Origin of the sequence: Pseudomonas sp. NY15354 (assembly GCF_048068075.1) — a bacterium.
Taxonomy (GTDB): Bacteria; Pseudomonadota; Gammaproteobacteria; order Pseudomonadales; family Pseudomonadaceae; genus Aquipseudomonas; species Aquipseudomonas guariconensis_C.
Map to the genome: position 1 here is coordinate 172,907 of NZ_JBLUPV010000001.1, position 22,610 is coordinate 195,516.

At 64.9% G+C, this 22,610-nt stretch carries 22 protein-coding genes; 9 read left to right on the forward strand and 13 right to left on the reverse strand.

The annotated features are described in order from the left end of the window. Positions 1 to 12: 12 nt before the first annotated feature. The 8 genes from ACNFCH_RS00800 to ACNFCH_RS00835 all read right to left on the reverse strand — a co-directional run bounded on the left by ACNFCH_RS00800 (position 13) and on the right by ACNFCH_RS00835 (position 10,358). Complete coding sequence (locus ACNFCH_RS00800; protein ID WP_337158594.1) at positions 13 to 1,164, reverse strand: efflux RND transporter periplasmic adaptor subunit; 1,152 nt, start codon at positions 1,162 to 1,164, stop codon at positions 13 to 15. A gap of 160 nt (positions 1,165 to 1,324) precedes the next feature. After that, a complete protein-coding gene (locus ACNFCH_RS00805; RefSeq protein ID WP_416742089.1) occupies positions 1,325 to 2,422 on the reverse strand; it encodes a DUF1513 domain-containing protein in 1,098 nt (365 codons plus the stop codon). 2 nt (positions 2,423 to 2,424) lie between these two features. Then, positions 2,425 to 3,489 (reverse strand): imelysin family protein, encoded by a 1,065-nt coding sequence (locus ACNFCH_RS00810; protein WP_337158596.1) that lies wholly within the window; start codon positions 3,487 to 3,489, stop codon positions 2,425 to 2,427. A 17-nt stretch (positions 3,490 to 3,506) separates the two neighbouring features. Next, positions 3,507 to 4,934 (reverse strand): di-heme oxidoredictase family protein, encoded by a 1,428-nt coding sequence (locus ACNFCH_RS00815; RefSeq protein WP_416742090.1) that lies wholly within the window; start codon positions 4,932 to 4,934, stop codon positions 3,507 to 3,509. A gap of 195 nt (positions 4,935 to 5,129) precedes the next feature. Continuing rightward, the gene (locus ACNFCH_RS00820) at positions 5,130 to 6,464 is read right to left on the reverse strand and encodes an imelysin family protein (RefSeq protein WP_337158598.1); all 1,335 of its coding nucleotides are present in this window, start codon (positions 6,462 to 6,464) and stop codon (positions 5,130 to 5,132) included. A 139-nt stretch (positions 6,465 to 6,603) separates the two neighbouring features. Next, positions 6,604 to 8,655 (reverse strand): putative bifunctional diguanylate cyclase/phosphodiesterase, encoded by a 2,052-nt coding sequence (locus ACNFCH_RS00825; protein ID WP_416742091.1) that lies wholly within the window; start codon positions 8,653 to 8,655, stop codon positions 6,604 to 6,606. Between the two features lie 305 nt (positions 8,656 to 8,960). After that, positions 8,961 to 9,557, reverse strand: a complete 597-nt coding sequence (locus tag ACNFCH_RS00830) for a superoxide dismutase (protein ID WP_070092379.1) — start codon at positions 9,555 to 9,557, stop codon at positions 8,961 to 8,963. A gap of 201 nt (positions 9,558 to 9,758) precedes the next feature. Further along, positions 9,759 to 10,358, reverse strand: a complete 600-nt coding sequence (locus ACNFCH_RS00835; protein ID WP_337158600.1) for a LysE/ArgO family amino acid transporter — start codon at positions 10,356 to 10,358, stop codon at positions 9,759 to 9,761. Positions 10,359 to 10,483: 125 nt separating this feature from the next. Between ACNFCH_RS00835 and ACNFCH_RS00840 the strand changes: the two genes are divergently transcribed. The 3 genes from ACNFCH_RS00840 to ACNFCH_RS00850 all read left to right on the forward strand — a co-directional run bounded on the left by ACNFCH_RS00840 (position 10,484) and on the right by ACNFCH_RS00850 (position 13,331). Continuing rightward, positions 10,484 to 11,374 (forward strand): LysR family transcriptional regulator ArgP, encoded by an 891-nt coding sequence (locus ACNFCH_RS00840; RefSeq protein ID WP_070092381.1) that lies wholly within the window; start codon positions 10,484 to 10,486, stop codon positions 11,372 to 11,374. A gap of 49 nt (positions 11,375 to 11,423) precedes the next feature. After that, complete coding sequence (locus tag ACNFCH_RS00845) at positions 11,424 to 12,419, forward strand: NAD-dependent epimerase/dehydratase family protein (protein WP_337158601.1); 996 nt, start codon at positions 11,424 to 11,426, stop codon at positions 12,417 to 12,419. An 87-nt stretch (positions 12,420 to 12,506) separates the two neighbouring features. Next, positions 12,507 to 13,331, forward strand: coding sequence for an ATPase (locus ACNFCH_RS00850; protein WP_337158602.1), 825 nt, complete (start codon positions 12,507 to 12,509; stop codon positions 13,329 to 13,331). Between the two features lie 72 nt (positions 13,332 to 13,403). On the opposite strand, the gene ACNFCH_RS00855 is transcribed toward ACNFCH_RS00850, so the two are convergent. Genes ACNFCH_RS00855 through ACNFCH_RS00865 form a run of 3 tightly spaced genes read right to left on the reverse strand, consistent with a single transcriptional unit; the run spans position 13,404 to position 15,958 of the window. Then, positions 13,404 to 14,453 carry an alkene reductase gene (locus tag ACNFCH_RS00855; protein WP_416742093.1) on the reverse strand — a complete coding sequence of 350 codons (1,050 nt, stop codon included), beginning with the start codon at positions 14,451 to 14,453 and terminating at the stop codon, positions 13,404 to 13,406. A gap of 19 nt (positions 14,454 to 14,472) precedes the next feature. Next, positions 14,473 to 15,642 (reverse strand): MFS transporter, encoded by a 1,170-nt coding sequence (locus ACNFCH_RS00860; RefSeq protein WP_337158604.1) that lies wholly within the window; start codon positions 15,640 to 15,642, stop codon positions 14,473 to 14,475. Positions 15,643 to 15,655: 13 nt separating this feature from the next. Further along, positions 15,656 to 15,958, reverse strand: coding sequence for a helix-turn-helix transcriptional regulator (locus ACNFCH_RS00865; protein WP_337158605.1), 303 nt, complete (start codon positions 15,956 to 15,958; stop codon positions 15,656 to 15,658). 153 nt (positions 15,959 to 16,111) lie between these two features. On the opposite strand from ACNFCH_RS00865, the gene ACNFCH_RS00870 reads away from it, so the two are divergent. Further along, positions 16,112 to 16,684: an ACP phosphodiesterase gene (locus ACNFCH_RS00870; protein WP_337158606.1), complete on the forward strand. Its 573-nt coding sequence runs from the start codon at positions 16,112 to 16,114 to the stop codon at positions 16,682 to 16,684. Positions 16,685 to 16,816: 132 nt separating this feature from the next. On the opposite strand, the gene ACNFCH_RS00875 is transcribed toward ACNFCH_RS00870, so the two are convergent. Together ACNFCH_RS00875 and olsB are read right to left on the reverse strand one after the other, a co-directional pair. Next, a complete protein-coding gene (locus tag ACNFCH_RS00875; RefSeq protein WP_416742094.1) occupies positions 16,817 to 17,605 on the reverse strand; it encodes a lysophospholipid acyltransferase family protein in 789 nt (262 codons plus the stop codon). Then, positions 17,605 to 18,360: an L-ornithine N(alpha)-acyltransferase gene (gene olsB / locus ACNFCH_RS00880; protein ID WP_337157860.1), complete on the reverse strand. Its 756-nt coding sequence runs from the start codon at positions 18,358 to 18,360 to the stop codon at positions 17,605 to 17,607. Before olsB ends, ACNFCH_RS00875 begins: the two co-directional genes overlap by 1 nt. Before the next feature lie 135 nt (positions 18,361 to 18,495). Here olsB and ACNFCH_RS00885 point away from each other — a divergent pair, with 135 nt between their 5' ends. From ACNFCH_RS00885 to ACNFCH_RS00905, 5 genes are read left to right on the forward strand one after another with little or no spacing between them, the layout of a single operon-like run. After that, entirely contained in the window at positions 18,496 to 19,383 is an 888-nt protein-coding gene (locus ACNFCH_RS00885) for an acyl-CoA dehydrogenase (protein WP_416742095.1), read from the forward strand. Between the two features lie 51 nt (positions 19,384 to 19,434). Then, a complete protein-coding gene (locus tag ACNFCH_RS00890; RefSeq protein ID WP_337157864.1) occupies positions 19,435 to 20,514 on the forward strand; it encodes a serine hydrolase in 1,080 nt (359 codons plus the stop codon). Beyond that, positions 20,511 to 20,807: an amidase gene (locus ACNFCH_RS00895; RefSeq protein WP_337157858.1), complete on the forward strand. Its 297-nt coding sequence runs from the start codon at positions 20,511 to 20,513 to the stop codon at positions 20,805 to 20,807. Before ACNFCH_RS00890 ends, ACNFCH_RS00895 begins: the two co-directional genes overlap by 4 nt. Before the next feature lie 44 nt (positions 20,808 to 20,851). Then, positions 20,852 to 21,433 (forward strand): YceI family protein, encoded by a 582-nt coding sequence (locus tag ACNFCH_RS00900; RefSeq protein WP_337157857.1) that lies wholly within the window; start codon positions 20,852 to 20,854, stop codon positions 21,431 to 21,433. 1 nt (position 21,434) lies between these two features. After that, positions 21,435 to 22,592: a phosphatidylserine/phosphatidylglycerophosphate/cardiolipin synthase family protein gene (locus tag ACNFCH_RS00905; protein WP_337157856.1), complete on the forward strand. Its 1,158-nt coding sequence runs from the start codon at positions 21,435 to 21,437 to the stop codon at positions 22,590 to 22,592. Positions 22,593 to 22,610: the final 18 nt, after the last annotated feature.

The window sequence follows — 22,610 nt, forward strand, 5'->3', positions numbered from 1 at the left end:
CCAGCCTCCTGATCAGTCGGCGCCGGGGGCGCGCTGGCCGTCCAGCTGGAGGGCTTTGTCCGCGCTGATGCGGATGGCCGCGCCAGGGGTGAGCTTCAGCTGGCCGGCAGTCACCACCTGTTCGCCGGCCTTGAGGCCTTCGCCCACCACCACCAGACCATCGCGACGTTCGCCGGTCTTGACCGTGCGCTGTTCGGCGACCAGTTGCGGCTGGCCGTCGGTGGTCTTTTCCACCTGACCGCTCTTGTCTTTCTTCTCGGCCACCACGTACACCGAATTGCCATAGAGCGTGTAGGTAATGGCGCTTTCCGGGACCACTACCTGAGGGTGAGGGTCAGGCAGCAGCACCAGTAGGCTGGCGAACATGCCTGGCAGCAATTTTCCATCGGGATTGGCCAGGGTGGCGCGTAGCAGCAGGTTGCGGGTGCTTTCCTCGACCTTGGGGTTGATGGCGCTCAGGCTGGCGGGGAAGGTCTGACCCGGATAGGCCGCCACCTGCACCAGCACCTGCTGGCCGAGGCTCAACTGCGGCAGGGCCTGCTCGGGCACGTTGAAGTCGACGTAGAGGCTGGAGAGGTCCTGCAGGGTGGCGATCACCGTGCCGCTGGCCAGGTAGTCGCCCACGTCCACTTGGCGGATGCCGATGGTGCCGCTGAAGGGAGCGCTGATGCTTTTCTTGGCCAGGGAGGCCTTGAGCTGGTCGACCACCGCCTGGTTGCGTCGGTACTGGGCGGTAAGGCGATCGAACTCGCCGCGGGAGATCGCCGAATCGCCGACCAATTGGCTGCCTCGGCCGAAATCCACCTTGGCCAGGCCCAGGTCGGCCTGTGCGGTGCCCAGCAGCGCGGTCTCCTGGTCATGGTCCAGTTGCAGCAGAAGCTGGCCGGCCTTGACCTTCTGGCCCGACTCGAAGTGCAGCGACTTGACCGTGCCGGCCACTTCCAGGCTCAACTCCACGCCCTGGAACGCCTTGAGACTGCCGACCGCCGGCAGGCGCTCCTGCCACTGGCGCTGTTCAGCCACCGCCGCAGCTACGCTGACCGGTGGTTTCGGTGCGGAGAACATCTGGATCTGCTTGTAGATCGAGAACGCCTTGATGCCACCCAGGGTCAGTACGATCAGCAGGACCACGGCCAACATGATCAGCATGCGGCGGCGCAGCATAGTCCGGTTCCTTGGATAGTGTTGTTCGTATGGCACGACAACGGGCGATCCTGCCCACGTGCGGATGAAGGAAGTATTGCCTGTTTTCAGACGATGAGGAAAGGGCGAATAGACCTGGCGGTCAGTTAAGTCCATCGGGGCTGCAACGCAGCCCCGTGGTTCAGGCCAGGTGCAGGTGGTTGTCCCAGAACCCGGACGGCAGGTTCATCGGCTGGCCGACCAGCTCGGCCTTGCGGCAATCGTAGAACCGGCAACGCCCTTGACCGGAGGTGACCACAAAACCGTCTTTCACCGCGCCCACGCCTGCGCAGTCCGGCATCGGTGCGTCGAGCCTGACTGCGCCGCTGTCCAGGTCCCAGATGAACAGGCGGTTGGCCCGCGGTGCGGTCAACGCCACCAGGCGCAGGTCGCTGTGGATGGCGACGCTGGCGGTGTACTGGGCCATCGACTGCAGCTGACGCTCAGGCACGGGGAAGGCCTTGAATGGCTCGCCCGGGCGCTTGATCGCCAGCAGCTCGGCGGTCTCGTGGGCCTCCCCCATGAACTGCTGACAGGCGGCGATGGTGCCGTCGCTGCCGATGGCCAGGTGGCGCACGCTGTTCATCTGCTGGGCGAGGGTTTCCTTGCTCAGTAGGGTGCCGTCGCGGCGCATCAGCACCAGGCTGGGCTCCATGGCATCGAGGTTCATTTCCACGCGGCTCTCGGCCTCGGTGCGGATACCACCATTGGCCACCACCAGGGTTTCGCCGTCCGGCAGCCAGGACACCTGATGCGGGCCGATGCCGTGGGTAGGGATTTCGCCGCTATGGACCACGCGATCGCCCTCGAAGCGGTAGACGCCCAGCACGCCACGCCCGGGGTCGGTGGTGTCGTTCTCGGTGGCATACAGCCATTCGCCGCTCCTGTGAATCACCGCATGGCCGTAGAAGTGCCGGTCCGCTTGCGAGGTGAGCGTCTGCAGCAGGCGCCCGTCACGCAGGTCGATCAGGTAGCTTTCGGTACCTGGGCGACGAGCCACGAACAGGGCGATGGGGCGCTGGGGGTGGTTAATGATGTCATGGCAACGCTGGGCCACCTGGGTGGCGAATACCTGGGTGCCGTCCAGCCGGTAACCGACGGCATAGTGCCGACCGTCGCCATCGTCGCGCGCCGAGAGCAGCAGAGGTTCGCTGCCGTTGTTGCGAAACAGGCTCCAGCCGCCCAGGGTGAGGGCGCTGAGCACGACGCTACCGAGTTTGAGGGCCTGGCGTCGCAGCATGATCAGTCACCGTCGTTGGCGTTGAAGCCCAGCTGGATGTTCAACGCCTTGGCCAGGTCGCCCTCGTGCAGGCGATGGACGGCGTTGAGGCTGTCGTAGATCTGGTCGAGGGTCTGTTTGCCGGCGTCGTCGGCCAGCAGTTCGCCCAACGGCTTGTGGTTGGCCTCCAGCAGCTTGAGCGAGGCGGCGTAGGCGTCGTCGATCTTTTGCGCCAGGGCAGCCTGGTCCTTGCCCAGCAGAGCGCGCAGGCCCTGGTTGTCGACCCCGACCCATACCGCCTGGGCGGCCTTGAGGCTGGCTTCCAGGCTCTTGAGCGAGGACTGGCTGCGCCAGGCTTCGGCCTGCAGTGGCTGGGCAATACCCTTGCTCTGGCGGCCCATTGGGGCGCCGAGTTTTTTCTTCAGGGTGTCCAGGGCGGTGACCTGGGCACGCAGCAGGTCGGCGATCGCCTCATGGGAGTCGGCGTAGCGCTGGTTGGGGAACTTGGTCATCTGCGAGAGCATGCCATCGGTGCTGTTCCAGCCTTTGAGGATCTCTTCGGCCAGGGCCTTCTGGTGCTCGCCGATGGCCACCAGCAGCGGGCAGTAGCGGGCCTTCTGCTCGGGCGTTGCGACGTCCGGCTTGCTGTCGAACAGGATGTACTCGTACGCGGACAGGCCACGGACCACGACGCTGGCCTTGCCCAGAGCCTCGGCGTCGATAGGCTTGTCGCCGGCTACCAACTGCTCGACCTGACGGCCGACCAGGTTCTTCTTGTCTGGCCAGAACTGCACTTGCCAGGCGCGGTTGCCTTCGGCCAGGGGGCCGACCAACAGCGGTTGCAGCTCGGCCCAGGCCTTTTGCGCGTTGAGGAAGTCGGTGCGGGCGGTTTCGAGGGACGCCTTGCCTTCGCAGTAAGCCAGGGCGCTGGCGGCGAGCTGGCGGTCGGCTTCGACCCAACGGCTGTAGGTCGGCAGGATCACCTGTTTGGCGATGGCGGCGGAAGTCACGGCCTGTGGGTCCTGGGGCGAGCAAGCACCGAGGGCGAGTGCGGCGAGGCTGGTGAACAACAGTTTGGGTCGGAACATGCCCGGCTCCTTGCGCGTTAAAGTGAGTTCAAAAAGGCCAGCAGCGCGGTGCGTTGCTCGGCATTGAAGGTCAGTACATGGTTGCGCGCCGCCTCGGCTTCGCCACCGTGCCAGAGCACGGCTTCGAGCAGGTTGCGGGCGCGACCGTCATGCAGGAACTGGGTGTGGCCGCTGACCGTTTCGGTCAGGCCGATACCCCACAGGGGCGGGGTACGCCAGTCCTGCCCGGAGGCTTTGAATTCGCTGCGGTTGTCGGCCAGGTCCGGGCCCATGTCGTGCAGCAGCAGGTCGCTGTACGGACGGATCACCTGGTTGGCCAGTTCGGGTTCGTGGGTGTCGGGCCCCGTGGTGAACTGCGGGGTGTGGCAGCCCTGGCAGCCAGCCTGGAAAAACAGATTCTTGCCGGCCAGTACCTGGGGCGCACCGACGTCGCGACGTGCCGGCACGCCCAGGTTGCGGGTGTAGAAGGTGACCAGGCGCAGGATGTTGTCGCTGACTTCCTTCTCACCGCCGGCGCCGTCGCCGTTGGGCGCGGCCAGGCAATCGAGCTGGGCGGGGGTACAGTCATCGACCGGTTGCAAGGTGCTGGTCAGGCCCATGTCGCCGGCAAAGGCATGGACGTTCTGTTGGTTCACGTTGGGCTGCCCGGCCTTCCAGCCGAAGCGACCGAGTACGGTCCTGTTCATGGCCTGGTCCCACACCTGGTTGGCGCGCCCACGGATGCCATCGCCGTTGCGGTCGTCCGGATCGGCGTTGGCCAGGATCGCGGCCTCGGGGATCGCTTCGAGCAGCCCCAGGCCGATCATCGGCGGTGCCACCCGGGCGGAGAAACGGGTCTCGGGGTGCATCGGCCCATAGCCGAGCTGGGTGATCTGCAGTGCCGGACGACGCAGCTCGACCGTATGGCCGTCCTTGAACGTGACGGTCTGGGTGGTGTACGCCACCCGCACCTTGCCCTCCGGCGCCACGCCGGGGACGGCCATGTCCTGCAGTTGCGTGCCATACACCGGCTCCGGCACCACGCCCAGGCGTTCGATCTCCTTGGCGTACTGCGGCTGATCGGGAATCGACAGGCGCACCAGCATCGAGACCGCGTTGCTGGCGTCGGGCTCGGGTGGGTGGCCGCGCCCATCGCGCACATGGCAGTTCTGGCAGGCGTTGGTGTTGAACAACGGGCCCAGGCCGTCACGGGCGGTGGTGGTGGAGGGAGCAATCACCCAGGGATTGCGGAAGAAGCTGTTGCCGACGCTGAAGTCCAGGCGCCGCTGCGGCGACAGGTTGGCTGACGGCAGGGAAAACGCGTTGCGGTCGCTGCGCTGCACGGTGGCCTTGCCTGCGGACAGGGCTTCGTCGGGCTCGGCCTGGGTGAAACGCGGGGCGTCATCACAGGCGGCCAGGGCGGCGACCAGTAGCAGGGGGGAGAGTCGGAGCAGCGACGCGGGCATCGAGGATCCTGGGTGAGTGCTAAAAAACCGGCGTGCAAGCTTAGCAGGGTGACGGAATTTGAATAAGAGCAATTTGCAATTGCCTTGATGAAATCGGTGTCAGGTTTTCGTTGGCTCGGGTCTGCGGCATGGATTTTTCGCGGTCAAGAAAAAGGCGGCCCAAAGGCCGCCTCTGTCGAACCACTGCTTTAAGGATCAGAACTCGTGATCGGCGGTGTCCGGGTTCAGGTTGGCGATGCCCAGCTTGCCAGCGGCCTGCTCGATCGCGCCGGTCTGCTTGACCAGGGAGGCGATGGCGTCACGCACGATCTGGTTGCCGGCAGCGTTGTCGGCAGCGATCAGTTGGTCGTAATGCTCGCCTTTGAGCGCGTGATCGACCATGACCTGGATCTTCGCCTCGGTGGCTTCCAGGTCCGCCTTGAGGGTGGCGTCGGTGGCCGGATCGACCTTGGCTACCAGCTCCGACAAGCTCGGACCGGTCAGCTTGGAGCCGTCGGCGCGGGTGTACTCGCCCAGGTAGACGTTGCGGATGCCCTTGGCGTCGTAGAAGTGCGAGTAGTGGGTGTTGTCGCTGAAGCAGTCTTGTTCGTCTTCTGGCGAGTTGGCTTCCAGAGAGACCTTCATGCGCTCACCGGCCAGTTCGCCCAGCGACAGGCTGCCCATGCCGAACAGCATCTTGCGCAGGCCATCGGCCACTGGCTCGGCTTCCAGCTTGGCGCGGTAGTTGTCGCTGACGTTAGGCGCCCAGTTGGCGACCATTTCTTCCAGGTCCTGGACCAGCAGTTGGGTCACGGCCTTCAGGTAGGCACGACGGCGCTCGTTGTGACCGCCGGTGGCTCCTTGGCCTTCCAGGTAGTCCGAAGCCGGGCGGTTGCCAGCGCCTGGGCCGGTACCGTTGAGGTCCTGGCCCCAGAGCAGGAATTCGATGGCATGGTAGCCGGTGGCGACGTTGGCCTCGGAGCCGCCCAGCTCGTTCAGGCTGGCCAGCTTCTCTGGCGTGATGTCCTTGACATCGACCTTCTCTTCGCCGACCTGTACCTCGGTGTTGGCGATGATGTTGGCGCTGGCCGCCGGGTTGCCCAGGGCGTGCTCGTAGCTCTTGTCGACGTAGTCGATCAGGCCTTCGTCCAGGGGCCATGCGTTCACCTGGCCTTCCCAGTCGTCGATGATGGTGTTGCCGAAGCGGAACACTTCGCTCTGCAGGTACGGCACGCGGGCAGCGGCCCAGGCGTCTTTCGCAGCCTTCAGGGTCTGGTCGTTGGGCTTGGCCAGGAACGCGTCGATGGCAGTCTGCAGGGTCTTGGCGGTGCTCAGCGAGTCGCTGTAGACGGCATGGACCATCTCGGCGTAGTGCTTGACCACGGCCTTGCCGGCCGCTTCGTCGACAGCCCCGGGCGCTGCGGTAGCGCTGGCGGCAGCCGGTGCCTGGGCTTGCGGCGCGGCAGCCTTGTCATCCTTGCTCTCACCGCAACCGGCGAGGGCGATGGCGATGGCCAGCAGACTGGCGGAGGCCAGAGGCATTCGAATCATTGTAGGTATCCTGCGTCGTGTGGTTGGACAGTGTGGCCTGCGAAACCGCAACATAATGCGAAAGATTTGCATTTTGTGTAAAGGGGCATGTGCGCGATTGATGCGCAAGGGTCGCTTTCGCAATCGCGTGGTGGTGGGGTCAGAACGCCGTGACTTGGTTGCGCTGCGCGTGTTTGAGGAATGCCGTCAGTTCGCGAGCCGACAGCGGCTTGCTGTAGTGATAGCCCTGCCCCTCATGGCAGCCCTGGGCGATGATGTAGGCTTCCTGCTCGGCGGTTTCCACGCCTTCGGCGATCACCTGCATGCCCAGGCTCTTGCCCAGCTGGATGACGGCCCGGACGATGGTGGCGTCGTCATCGTCGTCCAGCAGGTCCTGGACGAAGCTCTTGTCGATCTTGATCTTGTCCAGCGGCAAGGACTTCAGGTAGCTGAGCGAGGAGTAGCCGGTCCCGAAGTCATCGATGGCGATCAGCGCCCCGGAGCGACGCAGGCTCAGCAAGTGCTGGGCGGCGGTGCTGATGTCTTCCATCAGGCCGGTCTCGGTCACCTCCAGCTCCAGGCTGCGCGGTGGCAGGCGGTAGATCTGCAACAGGTTGTTGACCACCCGTGGCAATTCGCTGTGGTGCAACTGCACGGTGGACAGGTTGACGGCCATGCGCAGGTCGCTGAAGCCCAGGTCGTGCCATTCGCGCAATTGGCGGCAGGCCTGGTCGAGCACCCACTCGCCAATGCCGATGATGCTGCCGTTCTGCTCGGCCAGGGGGATGAACTGATCGGGCGGCACCATGCCCAGTTCCGGGTGCTGCCAGCGCAGCAGGGCCTCGACGCCGACCACGCGATGATCGCGGTAGCTGATCTGGGGTTGGTACACCAGGTACAGCTGGTTGCGCGGCAGGGCTTCGCGCAGGTCCTTTTCCAGCTCGCGGCGCCGGCGCATCTCGCTGTCGACGCTGGCGATATAGAACTGGTAGCGGTTGCGGGAGCGGGCCTTGGCCAAGGTCATGGTCTGCTCGGCTTTTTGCAGCAGTTTTTCGGTGCTGTCGCCATCTTCGGGGAACAAGGTGATGCCGATGGTGGCGCGCAGGCGGATGTTCTGGTGATCCAGCGGGAAGGGCATTTCCAGGTCGTCGAGGATGCTCTGGGCAAGCTCGGCGGCCTCGTAGGGTTGTTCGATGTCGGCCTGGACCAGGGCGAACTGGTCGCCACCGAGCCGCGCCAGGGCGCCGAGGCGGCCGCTATGGGCGCGCAGGCGATCGGCCAGGGCCAGCAGCAGTTGGTCGCCGACCTGATAGCTGAATTGCTCGTTGATGCCCTTGAAGTCATCCAGGCCCACGCACAGCACCGCGACCCGGCGCTGCAGGCGGCCGCCATCGACGAGGATCTTGTCCAGTTGCTGTTGCAACTGCTGGCGGTTGGGCAGTCCGGTGAGGAAGTCGTACTGGGCCATGCGTTGCAGGCTGTTCTCGGCCTCGTGACGCAGGTGGGTGTTGCGTTCGATGGAGGCCAGCAACTGGTTGGCGGTGTTGACCCACAGCCCCAGCTCGTTCTTCTCGTGGCCTTTGAGCAGCGGGATCTCGTGCTGGCTGGGGCGGTCGGGATTGATCTGGGTGAGGTGCTCGATGAGCTTGGACAACGGCTTGGTCAGCAGCCAGTGATAGACCAGGTACAACACCAGACCCATCGCCAGCGCGCGTAGCACGCCGGAGATGAAGATGATCACCGCGTTGATCAGAAAGCCTTCGCCATAGGTGGCGGTGTCCAAGGTGATGCTCAGGTCACCGTAGTATTCGCTGTAGGGGCCGCGGCCGACCAGTTGGGTGGTGAAGGTGCGTTCCTGGCCGAGGATCAGGTCGGTGAGCCAGCGCGCAGGCATGTCCTGCAGCGGGCGGGACTTTTCCGCGAGCATGGTTTCGTTAGGGTGGCCGATGGAAGCCGCGCGCACGGAAGCATCCTGGAACAGGCCTTCCATGACCTGCATGCCCATCTCCCGGTCAAGGCTGTAGACCGCCTGGGTAGAAGGGTCTCGGAACATGTCGAGGATGCGTTGGGCGTCGTGGTTGACGGACTGACGAGTCTTGTAGGCGTCATAGACGATCTGCGCACAGCTGAGGACGACGCCGACAGCCAGCGCCGAGAGCAGCACGACCCTGAGCAACTTGACCGACAAGCTGTTCCGAAATTCCAGCTTCAATGGGGTTTCCTTAATCCATGCGCGCGCCATTATTTTGCCATTACCCTTGGCAATACACTATCGACCGATTGTCGCGGCAGGTGATGGCCGTCATTCATCCTGTCGTTGGCAATATATCGGTTGTAAGGACTGGCGACTTGAGTGCGCTGTATCAACTTTCCAGATGATTGATGTTAGCGCGCTATCGGGTGGGGGCAAGCGACGGCGAAGCGGGTTTACGTGCAAGGCGCGCCGTTGGCAAATCCTGTGCAAAAAAAATCCGACGCCTGAGCGTCGGATTTCTTGGATCGAAGGTTACCCAGGCATCAGGCCTTGAAGGTCTTGCCTTCGAACTGCTCGGCCACGAAGGCCCAGTTGACCAGGTTCCAGAACGCCTCGACGTACTTAGGACGCAGGTTGCGGTAGTCGATGTAGTAGGCGTGCTCCCAGACGTCGCAGGTCAGCAGCGGGGTGTCGCCGCTGGTCAGCGGGCAGCCGGCGCCGATGGTGCTGGCCAGGGCCAGGGAACCGTCGGCCTTCTTCACCAGCCAGCCCCAGCCGGAACCGAAGGTGCCGACGGAAGTCTTGGTGAACTCTTCCTTGAACTTGTCGAAGGAACCGAAAGCCTTGGTGATGGCATCGGCCAGGGCGCCGGTCGGCTGGCCGCCGCCGTTTGGCGACAGGCAGTTCCAGTAGAAGGTGTGGTTCCAGACTTGAGCGGCGTTGTTGAAGATGCCACCCGAGGAGGTCTTGACGATGTCTTCCAGGGACTTGCCCTCGAATTCGGTGCCTGGGACCAGGTTGTTCAGGTTCACGACATAGGTGTTGTGGTGCTTGTCGTGGTGATACTCCAGGGTTTCCTTGGAGATGTGCGGCTGCAGGGCATCGTGGGCGTACGGCAGCGGCGGCAATTCAAAAGCCATGGTGGATCTCCTGATTCAGGTCTGTTCGCGGTTTGCGCAAGGCCGATCACGGGCGGCCCGATGTGCGTCAGCGCGTTTGGCACGCTTTGCGACGCAAGGGCTGGATCATAGCACCGGCCCTTGCGCATAACCACGCAACAAACATAGGGAATAGAGGTTCCCATGTGCTCAAACCTGGCTGACGGATGGGCGATGCTGCTGTCAGGTGAAGATCAATTGGGCGGCCACGGCGAACATCATCACCGCTACCATCAGGTCCAGCAGGCGCCAAGTAGTCGGGCGGGCCAGCCAGGGCGCGAGCCAGGCCGCGCCCAGGGCGAGGGTCGAGAACCACACCAGCGAGGCACTGGCGGCACCGGCGACGTAGGCGCCCGGCACGGTCTGTTGGGCCCCCAGCGAGCCGATCAGCAGGACGGTGTCGAGGTAGACGTGCGGGTTGAGCAGGGTCACTGCCAGGGCGCTGAGCAGCACTGCGCGGCGCGAACGCATGCCCTGGCCTTCCTGATGTTGCAGGCTCTGCTTGGAGCACGCGCTGCGCAGTGCCTTGGCGCCGTACCAGATCAAGAACACCGCGCCACCCCAGCGCGCGACCGCCAGCAGGGTGGGGTTGTGGGCCAGCACCGTGGCCAGGCCGAATACCCCGGCGGCCACCAGAATGGCATCGCAGACGATGCACAGCGCGGCCACCGGCAGGTGATGCTCGCGCCGCAGGCTCTGGGCCAGGACGAAGGCATTCTGTGCGCCGATGGCCATGATCAGGCCGAAGGCCACCAGCATGCCGTTCAGATAGCTTTGCCACATAACAGGAACACTCCACTGACGCCGACGAAGCGTCGGCGTTGATTGCCAAAGAAGATGCTGGCCATTGTGAGGAAATGCCCTGTATAAGAAAAACAAATAAAGCTGATCTGGCATTAGAGAAATCGATGTTCGACTACAAGCTGCTCGCCGCCCTCGCTGCCGTCATCGAACAAGGCGGTTTCGAACGTGCCGCCCAGGTTCTGGGCCTGTCGCAATCGGCCATTTCCCAACGCATCAAGCTGCTCGAGGCGCGGGTCGGCCAGCCCGTGCTGGTGCGGGCCACACCCCCAAGCCCCACTGAGGTGGGCCGACAGTTGCTCAACCACGTGCAGCAGGTACGCCTGCTCGAACGTGACCTGCAGCGTCAGGTGCCGGCACTGGATGAAGAAGGCCTGCCCGAGCGCCTGCGCATTGCCCTCAATGCCGACAGCCTGGCGACGTGGTGGGCCGGTGCGGTGGGGGACTTCTGCGCGGGGCAGCAGGTCTTGCTCGACCTGGTGGTCGAAGACCAGGAGGTCGGTCTCAAGCGCATGCGCGCGGGCGAAGTGGCGGCCTGTCTGTGTGGCAGCGAGCGGCCGGTGGCCGGCGCGCGCAGCCTGCTGTTGGGGGCCATGCGCTACCGGGCGTTGGCAAGCCCTGCGTTCATGGCGCGGCATTTTGCCCAGGGCTTCGAGGCGCGTCGCCTGGCACGCATCCCCGCCGTTGTGTACGGCCCGGATGATTTCCTGCAGCACCGCTACCTGGCTTCGCTGGGGATCGAGGGCAGTTTCCTGTACCACCTGTGCCCTTCATCCGAAGGTTTTCTGCGTATGACCGAGGCTGGTGTGGGCTGGGGCTTGGTGCCTGAGCTGCAGGCCCGCGAGCAACTGGCCAGCGGCCAGCTGGTGGAAATCTGCACCGATACCCCCATCGATGTGCCGTTGTACTGGCATCATTGGCGCAATGGCGGGCAGTTGCTCGCTCAGTTGACCGAGCACCTGCGTCAGACCGCATCGAGCTGGCTGGTGCCCTTGTAGGCGCGGGCGACGTCAGCTGCATCTGTAATCTGGCAAGGCGGAGTGTTACATGCGAATTCTGGTCACCGGTGCGAGCGGCTTCATCGGCGGGCGCTTTGCGCGCTTTGCCCTGGAGCAGGGCCTGGAGGTGCGGGTCAATGGCCGGCGCGCCGACGGCGTGGAGCACCTGGTCAAGCGCGGGGCCCAGTTCATCCCTGGCGACCTAAGCGATGCCGAACTGGCCCGGCGGCTGTGCCAGGGTGTCGATGCCGTGGTCCATTGCGCTGGCGCCACCGGCCACTGGGGCCGTTACCAGGATTTTCACCAGGGCAACGTGGTGGTCACCGAGAACGTGGTCGAAGGGTGTTTGAAGGAACACGTGCGGCGCCTGGTGCACCTGTCGTCGCCGTCGGTGTACTTCAATGGCTCCGCGCGCCTGGACATTCGTGAGGAGCCGTTGCCTCGTCGCTTTCATGACCACTACGCGACCACCAAGCGTCTGGCCGAACAGAAGGTCTTCGGCGCCCAGGAGTTCGGCCTGGAGGTGCTGGCCTTGCGGCCGCAGCGGGTCACCGGCGCGGGCGATGCGGCGTTCTTTCCGAGGCTGATGCAACTGCAGCGCAAACGTCGCCTGGCGATCATCGGCAATGGCCTGAACAAGGTCGACTTCACCAGTGTGCACAACCTCAACGAAGCCTTGCTCGGCGCCCTGTTCGCCGACGAACAGGCGCTTGGCCAGGCCTACAACATCAGCAACGGCCAGCCGCTGCCGCTGTGGGATGTGATCAATTACGTGATGCGCCAGATGCAACTGCCCCAGGTCACCCGCTACCGTGGCTATGGCCTGGCCTACAGCCTGGGCGCATTGAACGAAGCCGCCTGCCTGCTGTGGCCTGGCCGCCCACAACCGGCCCTGTCGCGCCTGGGCGCGCAGATGATGAGCAAGGATTTCACCCTGGATATCAGCCGCGCGCGGCAACACCTGGACTACCGGCCCAAGGTCAGCCTGTGGACCGCGCTGGATGAATTCTGCGCCTGGTGGAAGAACGTGCCCGGCCAGCAGTGAACCCCGGGCGCGGATAATGGTCATCAGTGCGCCGCTTAGGCGGTTTATACTCATGCCTCTTTGCTATTACTGTGGTTGAAAGCCTCCATGCGTAATGACCCCTTCGACGATTTCGACGACGTGCCGACCCTGCGTGCCGGTACCCCGGATGATGATGAACTGCTCCCGGCGCACGTGGCGCAGAGCCGACGCAAGGCCGTGCGTCCGGCCAGCACGGGCCCGTTGTGGGCACTGCTGGGGGCCTCGGTCATCGCCTTGGCGGGCCTGGGATGGTGGAGTTTTCAGCAGATCTCGCTGATGGAGCAGCAGTTGGTGGCGACCCAGGAGAGCTTCGCCCGGATCAGCGAGGAAGCGGCCGGCCGTCTGCAGGCGATCAGCGGCAAGGTCGACGCCAGCGAGTCCAGCGTCAACACCGGCAGCGAGGCCCTGAAACTGCAAATCCGCCAACTGAAGGCGAGCCTGGCCGAGCAGAGCAAGCAGCAGCAAGGCGTGGCGGGCCAGGCAGGTGATCTGGGCAAACGTCTGGAGCAGGTGCTGGCCGATACCCGTGAACAGCAAAAGGCTGTGGCGGAGCTTCAGAGCCAGTTGCAGGCGCAGCTCAAGGCGGTGAATGGCGAGTTGGCCGCGCTCAAGTCCGGCCAGCTGGACGGCGGCAAGCTCGACGGTCAGCTCAAGAACCTGAGCAGCGAAGTGGCGAGCCTGAAGAAACAGGGCAACCCGAGTGCGGCGATCGAAAGCCTGGAACAGGATGTACTGGTGCTCAAGAGCCAGATCGACAACCGCCCGGCACCCAGCGCCGGTGGCGCCTCGGTGCAGGAGTTCGATGCCTTCCGCAGCCAGGTGACCCGCAACCTCAATACTTTGCAGAGCCAGATCCAGAACCTGCAGCAGCAGATCAACGCCCGGCCCTGACAGCCCCTCGCGATACATGCAGGAGGGGCCTTGTATCGCGAAAGGGCCGCAAGGCGGCCCCAGGCGTTTGAATCACATCCGCGGATAATCGATGTAGCCCACCGGCCCCTTGGCGTAGAAGGTCTCCGGATGCGGCTCGTTCAGCGGCGCATCGGCGGCCAGACGGGCGGGCAGGTCGGGGTTGGCGATGAACGGGATGCCGAAGGCCACTGCGTCGGCCTTGCCGCTGGCCAGTGCCGCATTGGCGCTGGTTTTGTCGAACCGCTCGTTGACGATGTACGGGCCACCGAACGCTTCCTTGATCAGTGGACCGATGCTGTCGTCGGCTTCCTTCTCCCGCGAGCAGATGAACGCGATGCCGCGCTTGCCCAGCTCCCGAGCGACATAGCTGAAGGTCTCGGCACGGTCGGCATCGCCCATGTCATGGGCATCGGCCCGTGGCGCCAGGTGCACGCCTACACGGTTGGCGCCCCATACATCGATCGCTGCGTCGGTCACTTCCAGCAGCAGACGCGCACGGTTTTCCAGAGAGCCGCCATAGCGGTCGGTGCGCTGGTTGGTGCTGCTTTGCAGGAACTGGTCGAGCAGGTAGCCGTTGGCGCCGTGGATCTCCACGCCATCGAAACCGGCAGCCTTGGCATTCTCGGCACCGGTGCGGTAGGCCTCGACGATGTCGGCGATCTCTTCGGTTTCCAGGGCGCGCGGCGTTGGGTACTCAGTGATCGGGCGGATCAGGCTGACGTGGCCTTTGGGCTGGATCGCACTCGGGGCCACCGGCAGCTCGCCGTTGAGGTAGTTGGCGTGGGAGATACGTCCCACGTGCCACAGCTGCAGGAAGATACGCCCGCCAGCCCCGTGCACGGCCTTGGTGACATTGGTCCAGCCGCGCACCTGTTCGTCGGACCAGATGCCGGGAGTGTCGGGGTAGCCGACGCCCATGGGCGTCACCGAGGTGGCTTCACTGAGGATCAGCCCGGCGCTGGCGCGCTGCACGTAGTACTCGGCCATCAGGGCGTTGGGCACCCGGCCTTCGTCGGCGCGGCACCGGGTCAGCGGGGCCATGATGATGCGGTTGGGCAGCTGCAGGTCGCCCAGGGTGATCGGATCGAAAAGCGTGGTCATTGGCGTAGCCTCGCGTGGGTCAGTTGGAAGCGGTGGCCAGTTCGGCATTGCCGCCGCGCTGGCTGAAGGTAATCAAGGTGATGATCAGCGCCAGGACCGCCAGGGCCGCCGCGGCCAAGGGCACGCGGGTCAGGCCGAAGCCGTGGGCGATGACGCTGCCGCCGACCCAGGCGCCCAGGGCGTTGCCCAGGTTGAAGGCGCCGATGTTCAGGGTCGAAACCAGGTTGGGTGCGGCCTTGCCGTAGGTCACCACGTTGACCTGCAGGGCAGGCACGGCGGCAAAGGCGGCGGTGGCCCAGAGGAACAGGGTGATCTCGGCAGGCACCAGGGCCGTGCTGGTCCAGCTCAGGGCCGTGGACACCACTGCCATGGCGGCGAACACACCCACCAGGGTGGCCCCCAGGCGGCGGTCGGCGAGCTTGCCGCCGAGGATGTTGCCCACGGTCAGGCCCAGGCCGATCAACAGCAAGGTCCAGGTGACGCCCCGCGGCGATACGCCGGTGACATCGCCAAGCAGGGGCGCCACGTAGGTGAACAGGGCGAACATCGAGGCCGAGAACAGCACAGTCATGCTCAGCGATAGCCAGATGCCAGCCCCTTTGAGGGCGCCCAGCTCGGCGCGCATGTCGACTTTCTCTTCCTGGCGCTGCAGCGGCAGGTAGCGCACCAGGCCGATCAACGCGATCACACCGATGGCGGTGACGGCCCAGAAGGTCGAGCGCCAGCCGGCGGCCTGGCCCAGGGCGGTACCCAAGGGCACGCCGAGTACATTGGCCAGGGTCAGACCGGTGAACATCAATGCCACGGCCGAGGCGCGGCGGTTGGCCGGTACCAGGCTTGCGGCGACCACCGAGCCGATGCCGAAGAACGCTCCGTGGCACAGGGCGGTCACCACCCGGGCGAACATCAGCAGGTCATAGTCCGCGGCGACCGCGCACAGCAGGTTGCCGACGATGAACACGCCCATCAGCGTCACCAGTGCGGCCTTACGTGGCAGGCGCGCGGTGGCCAGGGCCATGAACGGTGCGCCGATGGCCACGCCCAGGGCGTAGCCGGTCACCAGCCAGCCGGCACCGGGGATGGTCACGCCCAGGTCCTGCGCCACATCAGGCAGCAGGCCCATGATGACGAACTCGGTGGTGCCGATGGCGAAGGCGCTGAGCGCCAGGATCATCAGGGAAAGAGGCATTGCAAGGTCCTTGTCAGAGCTCTTGGCTCATCTGCTGGAGGAACGCCCGGATGGTGTCCTCGTTGCGTTTGAAGAAGTGCCACTGGCCGATCTTCTGGCTGCTGATAAGGCCGGCGCGCTGCAAGGTGGCCAGGTGGGCGGAGACGGTCGACTGCGACAGGCCGCAGCGTTGGTCGATCTGCCCGGCACAGACGCCGTATTCGGTGCTGTGTTGCTGGTCAGGGAACTGCGCGGCCGGGTCCTTCAGCCAGGTGAGGATTTCTCGCCGTACCGGGTGGGAGAGGGCTTTTATTATTTCGTCGAGATCAAGAGGCATGGTGGGACTCGTGGTGTGTAGCGTTATATCGCGATGGAGCGAAATATAAATCGGTATTTCGCGATATACAAATATGAAGAGGTTCTGAACTGAGCGCGAATCGCTATATCGCGTTATAACGATATGGGTGGCGCGAGTGCTAGACTGGGCGCCATGAACTACCTCGCACACCTGCACCTTGGCGGTCATGAGCCGCAACAACTGCTCGGCAGCCTCTATGGCGATTTCGTCAAAGGCTCGCTGCAAGGGCGTTTCCCGCCAGCCCTCGAGGCCTCGATCCGCCTGCATCGTCACATCGACAGCTATACCGACAGCCACCCGCTGGTACTGGCGGCACTGGCGCGCTTCCCCCGTGAACGGCGACGTTTTGCCGGGATCGTCCTGGATGTGTTCTTCGACCATTGCCTGGCGCGGCACTGGGAGGATTACGCCGAACAGCCGCTCAGTGCCTTCACCGGAGATTTCTACCGCGTCCTGCTTGCCGAGCCGGCACTGCCCGGGCGGCTGGCGCATATCGCGCCGTTCATGGCCGCGGACGACTGGTTGGGCGCCTATGGGGATTTCGACACGCTGGAGCAGGTGTTCAGAGGTATTGCCCGGCGGTTGTCACGGCCTGAAGGCATGGACGGGGTGATGGGGGAGTTGGAGACGTTGTACGAGCCGCTGCTGGCGGATTTTCGTGAGTTCTATCCGCAGTTGCAGGCTTTTGCGCTGGCGAGTAGGTGAACGTTCATACGACGGTGCGGGCCTTTTCGCGGGTAAACCCGCTCCCACAGGTTTTCCGCTGCTCTGACTGCCGCCGCTGGACCTGTAGGAGCGGGTTCACCCGCGAAAAGGCCGATCGAGCTGCCACAAGGCTCAGGCGGCCTTCGCTTGCCGCCGCGGCGCCGTTTCAGGCTCATCGGCCCCATACAGCGCCAGGTGAACCGCCTGCTGCGCCTGGAACGCCAGCACGGCCCGCTCCTTGCCTAGGCTGGGGATCGGCTCGAGCAACTGGATGATCACTTCACCTCGTGGCTCGCGGAACAAGCGCATCAAATGAGATACCAAGTCATCGTCACCGATGAACGGCGCGATCGGGTCCGGTTGACCCTCGCGCAGGTACTGGATCGCCACTGGTTGCACCGGTGCGCCCTGGTCGATGGCGCCGGCCAGCAGCCGGCCATGGAAGGTGCGCAGGGCGCGGCCGTCGGTGGTGGTGCCTTCCGGAAAGATCAGCAGTGGCCGTTGCAGGCTCAGTTGGTGGCCGATCTGCTGGGACAGACGCTGGCCGTCACCACCGCCACGGCGGATAAACAGGGTGCCGGCTTTTTCCGCCAGCCAACCGGCCAACGGCCAGTGGCGCACTTCGGCCTTGGACAGGAACGACAGCGGCGTGAGCATGCCAAGCAGGGGAATGTCGGTCCAGGACACATGGTTGCTGACCCACAACATCGATCGTCGTGGCACCGGCCCCACCACGCGGACCTCGAAGGGCAGGGCGGCGACCAGGCGCCGCATGAACAGGCAGGTCCAGCGCTGGCGGCGTTCGCAGGATGCCTTAAGACCCAGGCGTTCACCCAGGGCGATGGTGCTGGCCATGGCAATGCCCAGCACCAATACCAGCAACAGGCGCGTCAGGCGGGCGAACGCCCGCAGGCCAGGCATCAGACCGCCGCCTTGAAATGGCGGGCATAGCGCGGGCAGAGGTCGTCGCGCTTGAGCAGGATGAACACGTCAGCGACCTGGAAGTCCTCGTCCCAGCAGGGCTCGCCGCAGATCTTCGCGCCCAGGCGCATGTAGGCCTTGAGCAACGGCGGCATCTCGGCGATGACGTTGTTCGGCAGGGCCAGGATCGGCAGTGGTTTCTTTGGTTCGGCGCGCAGGTGCTCGGTGCACAGGTAGCGTTCGCGCAGGCGCTGCATGATGGCATGGGCCTGCACGCCGCCATCCTGCATGGGGATGCTGGCGCACCCCATCAGGTAGTTGTAGCGGCCTTCGTTGAGCACTTCGGCGAGTTCGCCCCAGAGCACGGCGATGGTGCCGCCGTTGCGGTAGGCAGGGTCGACGCAGGTACGGCCCAGTTCCAGGATCGGCCCTTGCAGTTGCAGCAGGCCATGCAGGCTGAATTCTTCTTCGCTGTAGAAGCGTCCCAGGCTGCTGGCGGCCTGGTGATCGAGCAGGCGGGTGGTGGCGACCAGTTGGCCGGTGGCCAGGTCACGCACGCCGATGTGGCGGCAATGAATGTCGTAGTCGTCCATGTCCAAGCCCAGTTCCGCGCCCTTGAGCTTGGCTTGGAATTCGGCGCTGAACACCTTGAAACGCAAGGCCTGTGCTTCCTGCAGGGCTGCGGCACCGACCAGGCGTTCGGCTTGCAGACGGCGTTCAGTGCTGTTGTCGCCAGAGCGTGCGATCCGAGTCATTGCGAGTCTCCATAAGCCAGCCAAAGGGTTGCGGCCGGTCGACTTTGTTGTGCAAAGTCAGCCTAGGTAGGCGCGGTGTCACCCCCGTGACGCTTTGGTGATGCTTGCGTGACAACCCCTGACGAGGAGCCTGCGATGCCCTGGTTGCAACGTCTCAACGACCCCTATCGACAGTCTCAAGCCCAGCGCCTGGGCGAAGGCCATGCCGCCCTGCTCGAACGTCTCGGGCAGGTCTCGCCCTTCGAGTTGGCGGTGCTGGGTGGCCGGGCGGTGGCCACGCCGGGGCTGGCTTTTCTGATCGGCTACCAGGCGGCCCTGCGTGTGCTCTGGCCCAGTGCTCCGGCCAGCCTGGGCGCCTTGTGCGCCACCGAACGGCGCAGCGTGCGCCCGGCGGACATGCAGACCCGGCTCGACAACCTGCGCCTGACCGGCAGCAAGGATTTCGTCACCGCCGGGCTGGACGCCGAATGGCTGCTGGTGGCGGCGCGCAGTGAAGCCGAGGGGGAGAAACCCCGGCTGCAACTGGCGGTGGTCTACCCCGGTGAGACCGGGGTGACGCTGGAGGCCTTGCCCACCTTGCCGTTGATGCCCGAGGTCGGGCATGCGCGCCTGCAATTGCGCCAGGCCACCTGCGAACTGCTCGCCGGTGATGGCTGGGATGCCTACGTCAAACCCTTCCGTTCGTTGGAAGACCTCTACGTACTCGCCGCCCTGGTGGCCTGGCTGTACGGCGTCGGTCAGGAAAGCGCCTGGCCCCAGGAGCTGCGGCTGCGTTTGCTGGGGCTGCTGGGTGGGTGCGCTGAGGGCAGCAGGCAGTGTGCCGACAGCGCCGCCTGCCACTTGCTGTTGGGCGGGCTGTTCGCCCAGTTCCATGCGCTGCGCGACGCGATCGACCAAGCCCTGACCAGCGGGCCACCCCATTGGATGCAGTTGTGGCAGCGCGACCAGGGCGTACTGGCGCTGGCCACGGCGGCGCGGGAGAAGCGCTTGCACAAAGCCTGGGCCGCCGTCGGATTGTCATGAAAGCCTGGCAGGCTCGCCCGTCCAGTAACATGAGGGGCAGCCATGGGCAGGCTGGGGACATTGCTGTGCATCCTTGCATGGGTGAGCGTTTCAGCCTGGGCCGAACCCTGGCCGGGCCCGGACTGGCAGCGCGAACCTTCGACCATCGACTGGCACGCGGTCGAAGCCTATGCCTTTCCTGTCCGCGACGAGACCCGTCGCACGGGCGTGCGCAGCGATGCGCTGCTGGTCATCCGTGACGGGCGCATCCTTTATGAGCGCTACGTCGCGCCCACCCGTGCCGACACTGCCCACCTGACCTGGTCGATCAGCAAGAGCGTGCTGGCCTGCATGCTGGGGGTGGCGTATGGCGAAGGGCGTTTTGCCCTCGATGAGCCGGCCTCGCGTTACTACCCTGCTCTCCAGGCGCATTCCGAATTGCGCATCATCGACCTGTTGCACTGGGCCAGTGGCCTGGCCTGGCAGGAAGACTACGAGTACGCGCCGCTCAAATCCTCGGTGGTGGCCATGCTCTATACCCGTGGCCGTGGCGACATGGCCGCTTTTACTGCAGCGTTGCCGGCCGAGGTGGCACCGGGCGAGCGCTTTCGCTACGCCAGCGGCGACAGTAACCTGCTGGCCGCGGCCTTGCGCGGCATGCTGGCGCCGGGTGGTTACGACGACTACCCGTGGCGGGCGTTGTTCGAGCCCTTGGGGATCCGCAGTGCTGTCTGGGAGCGTGATGGAGCCGGCACCTTCGTCGGCTCGTCTTACCTTTACCTGAGTGCCCGGGACCTGGCCCGCATCGGTCTGCTGATGCTGCGTGACGGGCGCTGGCAGGAGCGACAACTCCTGCCAAGGGCATGGGTGGCGTTCAACCGGCAGTTGTTCGAACGGGCCGAGGCGCTCCCGGGCGAGGCCAATCCAGGTGGCCACTGGTGGCTCAACCAGCCGTTGCCGGGCCACCCGGCGCCTTGGCCGGACGCTGCGCAGGACACCTACGCCGCCCTTGGCCACTGGGGGCAGGCGCTCTATGTGGTGCCGTCGCAGAAGCTGGTGATCGTGCGCTACGCCGATGACCGCGACGGCACCTACCAGCACAACGAACTGCTCAAGCGAGTGCTGGCGGCCGTGACCGGGGAGGGGAGATGAAGCGCGTCGCGCTGTCGCTGGTGGTGGTGTTGCTGGCGTGGGTGTGGCACGAGCGCCAGGCGTTGGCGGACTTTCCGGGCATCCTCTCGGCGTACTCGGCCAAGGAGTATTGCTCGTGCCGCTTTGTCATGGGCTTCGACGAGGCGTATTGCCGGGACTATGTGAAGCAATACCTGCCTCTGGGCAGGCTGGAGGAGGACAGTGTGCAGCGTCAGGTGCTCGCCGAAGGCCTGGGGCGTCGTAACCAAGCTGCCTGGGTGGGGCCACGGGAGGGCTGCCGCTTGCTGCCGTAACGGCGGGCGGGTAAGGTTGACGGCCTTGTTATACGAGATTTCACATGTTCAAGCTGCCCCGCCTGTTGCCTGCCCTGTTCCTGGCCTTGTGCCTGCCCGCCCATGCCAACTGGCACCTGGATGGTGAGTCCTCGCGTTTGTCTTTCGTCACCAGCAAGAACGGCGATACGTCTGAGGTACACCGCTTTCTGGTGTTCCATGGCAAGGTCGACGGTAAAGGCAATGCCCAGGTGAGCATCGAAATGGATTCGGTCAGCGGCGGCATCCCGCTGCGTGACGAGCGCATGAGCAACGAGTTGTTCGAGGTCGCCAAGTTCCCTGAGGCCTTGGTACAGGCGAAGATCGATCTGCGTCCGATCAACGACCTGGCCAATGGCGCCCAGGTAGAGCTTCGCCTGCCGGTGACCGTGACCCTGCATGGGCAGTCGCACCGTTACAACACCTTGCTCCTGGCCACCCGCCTGGACGAGCGGCGTTTCCAGGTGGTGACCCTGGAGCCGTTGATGCTGCGCGCCGAGGACTTCGATCTGTTACCGGGCCTGGCGACCCTGCGCAAGCTTTCCGGTGTTGCTTCCATCAGCCCATCGGTGCCGGTGAGCGCGGTGCTGATCTTCTCCGCCCGCTGACATGCCGGGGCCGGTCTTCCCCTGGCGGGATGGCAACGAGTTCGAACTGCTGATCGACGGCCCCGAGTTCTTTCCGCGCATGCTTCTGGCGATCGTGCGCGCCGAATTCCAGGTGGACCTGGAGTTGTACCTGGTCGAAGCCGGCACCTGTGCCGAGGCGGTGGTCGAGGCCTTGGAGCAGGCTGCCACTCGTGGCGTGCGCGTACGCTGCCTGTTCGACGACTACGGCTCGCTGGCCTTCCCCTCGGCGTTACGCCAGCGGCTGGAGGCGGCGGGTGTACACATGCGTTACTACAACCGCCTACGTTGGCGACGTGGGGTTCGCAACCTGTACCGGGACCACCGCAAGCTGTTGCTGGTCGATGAGTGCTGGGCGGTGGTGGGCGGCACGGGAGTTACCGATGAATTCTGGACACCGGGCGGCGATACCAGCGAATGGCACGAAGTGATGGTGCAGATGCAAGGCCCCATCGTCACCGACTGGCAACTGCTGTTCGATCGTCAGTGGCACGCCAACAACCGTCGCACCGCCTGGCGCCCGGCCGAGGGCTTTGGCCTGCCCCGCCTGCCGCGGGTGCCGGTCCAAGGGCAGGGCATGGGCCGGGTGGCCTATGCCGACGCCCGTCAGCATCAGGACATCCTGCACTCGCTGGTGCGTGCGCTCAACAGTGGCCAGCGGCGCATCTGGCTGGCCACGCCGTACTTCCTGCCGACCTTCAGCGTGCGCCGCTCCCTGCGGCGTGCGGCGCAAAAGGGCATCGATGTTCGCCTGCTGCTCACCGGCCCCCGCACCGATCACCCTGCGGTGCGTTACGCCGGGCACCGTTACTACCCCCGTCTGCTGCGTGCTGGTGTGCGAATCTTCGAGTACCAGCCGTGCTTCCTGCACTTGAAGATGGTGCTGGTGGATGACTGGGTCAGTGTGGGGTCGTGCAACTTCGATCATTGGAACCTGCACTTCAACCTCGAGGCCAACGTCGAAGCCCTCGACCCGCCCCTGACGGCTGCGGTGCTCGCCAGCTTCGAGCGAGACTTCGCCCTCAGCCAGGAAGTCGACCTGGCGCGCTGGCATGCCCGGCCTTTCTGGCGTCGGCTGCAGCAGCGTCTGTGGGGGTGGCTCGACCGGCTGGTGGTCAATCTGCTCAATCGTCGCGACTGACAGCGCGAGGTAGCGGAT

Excerpts from the sequence above, each read along its gene's own strand:
- ACNFCH_RS00870 (WP_337158606.1), top strand. The coding sequence starts at position 16,112 with ATGAACTACCTCGCACACCTGCACCTTGGCGGTCATGAGCCGCAACAA.
- ACNFCH_RS00895 (WP_337157858.1), top strand. The coding sequence starts at position 20,511 with ATGAAGCGCGTCGCGCTGTCGCTGGTGGTGGTGTTGCTGGCGTGGGTG.
- ACNFCH_RS00830 (WP_070092379.1), bottom strand. The coding sequence starts at position 9,557 with ATGGCTTTTGAATTGCCGCCGCTGCCGTACGCCCACGATGCCCTGCAG.
- olsB (WP_337157860.1), bottom strand. The coding sequence starts at position 18,360 with ATGACTCGGATCGCACGCTCTGGCGACAACAGCACTGAACGCCGTCTG.
- ACNFCH_RS00900 (WP_337157857.1), top strand. The coding sequence starts at position 20,852 with ATGTTCAAGCTGCCCCGCCTGTTGCCTGCCCTGTTCCTGGCCTTGTGC.
- ACNFCH_RS00845 (WP_337158601.1), top strand. The coding sequence starts at position 11,424 with ATGCGAATTCTGGTCACCGGTGCGAGCGGCTTCATCGGCGGGCGCTTT.
- ACNFCH_RS00875 (WP_416742094.1), bottom strand. The coding sequence starts at position 17,605 with ATGCCTGGCCTGCGGGCGTTCGCCCGCCTGACGCGCCTGTTGCTGGTA.
- ACNFCH_RS00820 (WP_337158598.1), bottom strand. The coding sequence starts at position 6,464 with ATGATTCGAATGCCTCTGGCCTCCGCCAGTCTGCTGGCCATCGCCATC.
- ACNFCH_RS00860 (WP_337158604.1), bottom strand. The coding sequence starts at position 15,642 with ATGCCTCTTTCCCTGATGATCCTGGCGCTCAGCGCCTTCGCCATCGGC.
- ACNFCH_RS00885 (WP_416742095.1), top strand. The coding sequence starts at position 18,496 with ATGCCCTGGTTGCAACGTCTCAACGACCCCTATCGACAGTCTCAAGCC.
- ACNFCH_RS00810 (WP_337158596.1), bottom strand. The coding sequence starts at position 3,489 with ATGTTCCGACCCAAACTGTTGTTCACCAGCCTCGCCGCACTCGCCCTC.
- ACNFCH_RS00855 (WP_416742093.1), bottom strand. The coding sequence starts at position 14,453 with ATGACCACGCTTTTCGATCCGATCACCCTGGGCGACCTGCAGCTGCCC.
- ACNFCH_RS00800 (WP_337158594.1), bottom strand. The coding sequence starts at position 1,164 with ATGCTGCGCCGCCGCATGCTGATCATGTTGGCCGTGGTCCTGCTGATC.
- ACNFCH_RS00840 (WP_070092381.1), top strand. The coding sequence starts at position 10,484 with ATGTTCGACTACAAGCTGCTCGCCGCCCTCGCTGCCGTCATCGAACAA.
- ACNFCH_RS00815 (WP_416742090.1), bottom strand. The coding sequence starts at position 4,934 with ATGCCCGCGTCGCTGCTCCGACTCTCCCCCCTGCTACTGGTCGCCGCC.
- ACNFCH_RS00865 (WP_337158605.1), bottom strand. The coding sequence starts at position 15,958 with ATGCCTCTTGATCTCGACGAAATAATAAAAGCCCTCTCCCACCCGGTA.
- ACNFCH_RS00805 (WP_416742089.1), bottom strand. The coding sequence starts at position 2,422 with ATGCTGCGACGCCAGGCCCTCAAACTCGGTAGCGTCGTGCTCAGCGCC.
- ACNFCH_RS00835 (WP_337158600.1), bottom strand. The coding sequence starts at position 10,358 with ATGTGGCAAAGCTATCTGAACGGCATGCTGGTGGCCTTCGGCCTGATC.
- ACNFCH_RS00905 (WP_337157856.1), top strand. The coding sequence starts at position 21,435 with ATGCCGGGGCCGGTCTTCCCCTGGCGGGATGGCAACGAGTTCGAACTG.
- ACNFCH_RS00850 (WP_337158602.1), top strand. The coding sequence starts at position 12,507 with ATGCGTAATGACCCCTTCGACGATTTCGACGACGTGCCGACCCTGCGT.